This is a genomic window from Hominilimicola sp., from assembly GCF_046972485.1.
Taxonomy (GTDB): domain Bacteria; phylum Bacillota; class Clostridia; order UBA1381; family UBA1381; genus Hominilimicola; species Hominilimicola fabiformis.
The window spans coordinates 1-3,262 of the sequence record NZ_JBKVWU010000179.1 but is presented as its reverse complement, the minus strand read 5'-3'; the positions used below and the strand labels follow the sequence as shown (position 1 = coordinate 3,262).

At 38.1% G+C, this 3,262-nt stretch carries 2 protein-coding genes and 2 pseudogenes; all 4 read left to right on the top strand.

The window, feature by feature from the left end; genetic code table 11:
- Positions 1-462, top strand: a pseudogene (locus ACLTU0_RS11420) (hydroxylamine reductase); the annotation flags it as partial.
- Between the two features lie 101 nt (positions 463-563).
- A complete protein-coding gene (locus tag ACLTU0_RS11415; RefSeq protein WP_412322558.1) occupies positions 564-893 on the top strand; it encodes a hypothetical protein in 330 nt (109 codons plus the stop codon).
- A gap of 152 nt (positions 894-1,045) precedes the next feature.
- Complete coding sequence (locus ACLTU0_RS11410) at positions 1,046-2,248, top strand: MFS transporter (protein ID WP_412322559.1); 1,203 nt, start codon at positions 1,046-1,048, stop codon at positions 2,246-2,248.
- Positions 2,249-2,286: 38 nt separating this feature from the next.
- Positions 2,287-3,262 (top strand): annotated as a pseudogene (locus ACLTU0_RS11405) (hypothetical protein); the annotation flags it as partial.

Genomic DNA, 3,262 nt, shown 5'->3' with positions numbered 1-3,262 from the left:
AAGCATTTCTTCTTGGTAGGTGGCTGTGACGGAGCACGTGCAGGAAGAAACTATTATACCGATTTCGTAAAGCAAACGCCTGACGATACCATTATATTAACGCTTGCTTGCGGTAAATATCGTTTTAACGACCTTGATTTAGGTACAATAGGCGGTTTGCCGAGAATTATGGACATGGGACAGTGTAATGACGCATACGGTGCGATTAAAGTAGCCATTGCACTTGCTGAGGCATTTGAATGTGAAGTAAATGAACTTCCGCTTTCAATGATACTTTCATGGTACGAACAGAAAGCTGTATGTATTTTGCTTACACTTCTTCATCTCGGTATTAAAAATATCCGTCTTGGTCCTACACTCCCAGCATTTATATCAACGAATGTATTGGGATACTTGGTAGAAAACTACAATATTGCAAAAATTACAACACCTGAAGAAGATTTAAAAAATATATTAGGTTAAAACAGAAAAACTGCCGACATAAAATCGGCAGTTTTTTTATGTTGACAGTGTATTGTAAGCAGATTATAATAAAATTATCAAACGATAAAGGGATGAATATTATGAATATAGCAATTTTATATCATGTAAAAGAGCCGCCGCAGGTGGGTAATATCAGAAAGCCTATGAAAGAGGGCGGATACAGTGACAGCGGTTCAGACCTTGCGTATGAATTAAATAAAAACGGATATAATTTGATAACCCCCGTGGAGAATCCCAACGAAAAGAACAACATTGATTGGGTATTCGGTGATGATGACGAGGGGATAACAAAAGCGATAAATATGGGTGCTGATGTATTGTGGCTGAAAATGCACTTAGAGTATATACGACAACAGAAAAGACGAATTATAAAATCTGTGAAGAATTTGATAAAAACAGTTTGTCTGTAAAGATGCTATATGAAGATAACACTGAAAAAGAAGTCTGCGGATATGAAATATCGGGCTTTGATAATATGAAAGTCGAACCGCAAACTGTCACGGTGATATATAAAGGCTATGATAATTTATGTTATAATTATAAAAAATTAAGAGGTGAAAGTATGAAAGTTAATTATAACAGTACAATACGGTCGTGCTTTATTGGGTACATAGTTCAAGCGATAGTAAACAATTTCGTACCGCTGTTGTTTATTACGTTTCAATCGCAATACAGTATACCGCTGTCGAAGATAACATTATTAATTACAATCAACTTTGGTTTACAGCTTATAATAGATTTTGCGTCGGCATTTTTTATCGATAAAATAGGATACAGGTTATCTGTACTTATAGCACACTTATTCGCGGCATTGGGATTGATTTCGATAGCAATATTGCCCGATATGATGAATGATTCTTTTATGGGAATATTTATTTCGGTGTTGCTTTATGCAGTCGGCGGAGGATTGCTTGAAGTTGTTGTAAGTCCGATAGTTGAGGCTTGTCCGAATGAACATAAAGACAAAACTATGAGTATGCTACATTCATTTTACTGTTGGGGTACGGCGGGAGTAGTAGTAATATCAACAATATTCTTTAATGTATTTGGTATTGATAATTGGAAGATGCTTGCACTTGTTTGGGCGGCAGTACCTGTTATAAACGGATTGACATTTCTAAAAGTGCCTATTGCACCGCTTATTAACGAAGAAGAAAACGGACTTTCTTTAAAAGAACTTATAAAGCAAAAGGCATTTTGGGGATTTTTACTTATTATGTGCTGTGCCGGAGCAAGTGAACAGTCTGTAAGCCAGTGGGCGTCGGCATTTGTTGAAAAGGCACTCGGAATATCAAAATCAATAGGTGACTTGGTAGGACCTACGGTATTTTCTGTACTTATGGGTATTTCAAGAGCGATTTACGGTAAATTCGGAGAAAAAATCAATCTGTATAAAATGATGGTTTTCAGCGGTTGTTTATGTGTGCTTTCATATTTAACGGTATCGTTTTCATCATCGGCGATTGTCGGCTTAATCGGGATTGCGGTATCAGAGTTTTCGGTAGGCATACTTTGGCCCGGAACATACAGCGATGCGTCAACCTCTATAAAAGGTGGCGGTACGGCTATGTTCGCATTTCTTGCGTTAGCCGGAGATGTAGGTTGTGCAGGAGGTCCTACATTTGCAGGTAAAATAGCAGGTATGCTTGGCGACAATTTGAAAATGGGCATTTTGGCCGCCACTGTTTTTCCTATAACACTTATAATCACTTTAATAATAATGAATTTGCACAAAAAAAGTCTGTACAATACAAAATATTTGTGATATAATCCTAAATATAAATAAATTATGAAGGAAGTGTTATGAAGATGAAGAAGAACAAAATTCGTGTGATTTCAGCGGTGGTTTCTGCGATAATGCTTGCAAGCAGTGCAAGTGTGTTTGCAAAATTTGACGCATATAATGATCCCGATGGTTTTACGCTTGGTCATTATGAGGCGGAAGTAAATCAGGAACAACGTGCCGATACAGAAAAATTGTATGAGCAAAGACCAAAAAATGAAAGACAGTTTGAAAATCTTTCAAGAGGTTTGGTGGCAGTACTGGGAGAAAACGGAACGCTTGTAAGCTGGCGTTTTTTAGGTACAGATTCAAACAGCTTGACATACAATCTTTATTGTAGCGGTGAAAAGCTGAATGACGAGCCGATAACTACGACAAACTTTTTCCATACCGGAGCAAGTACAAATGCAGAGTATACTTTAAAAGAAGTAGAGAACGGTGAAGAAACGGGAGTAGAGTATACGACTACGGCATGGGATAAAAATTATATCGGCTTTAAAGTAACGGAACGTGAAGGATACAACATTGATGACGGTGCGGTTGCAGACCTTGACGGTGACGGCGAATACGAAATTTTGTTAAGACGAGTGCCGAGTATGGACGTTAACAAAAGAACGTCATATCCTGTTATCGAGGCATACAAAACAGACGGTACACATATGTGGACAATCGATATAGGTCCTAACGAAATTAATGAAGTAGATATAAACTTCCTTGCATATGATATGGACGGCGACGGAAAAGCAGAAGTTATAATGCGTTCGTTCGAGGGTACAACGGACGGAAAAGGCAATACAACAGGCGATACGAACGGTGACGGAATAACCGATTATTCAAAGTCGGAGAGTAATTTGGCAATATTTAAGGACAGACAATACATAGTTTCAACACCTGAATTTCTTTCGATATATGACGGCGAAACAGGTGAGGAAACAGACAGAACAGACCTAAAACCGTCAAAAGAACCGCTTTCGGACTGGTCATACAGATACAGTG

Bases quoted from the DNA above. Each gene is read 5' to 3' on its own strand.
- ACLTU0_RS11415 (WP_412322558.1), top strand. From the start codon at position 564: ATGAATATAGCAATTTTATATCATGTAAAAGAGCCGCCGCAGGTGGGT.
- ACLTU0_RS11410 (WP_412322559.1), top strand. From the start codon at position 1,046: ATGAAAGTTAATTATAACAGTACAATACGGTCGTGCTTTATTGGGTAC.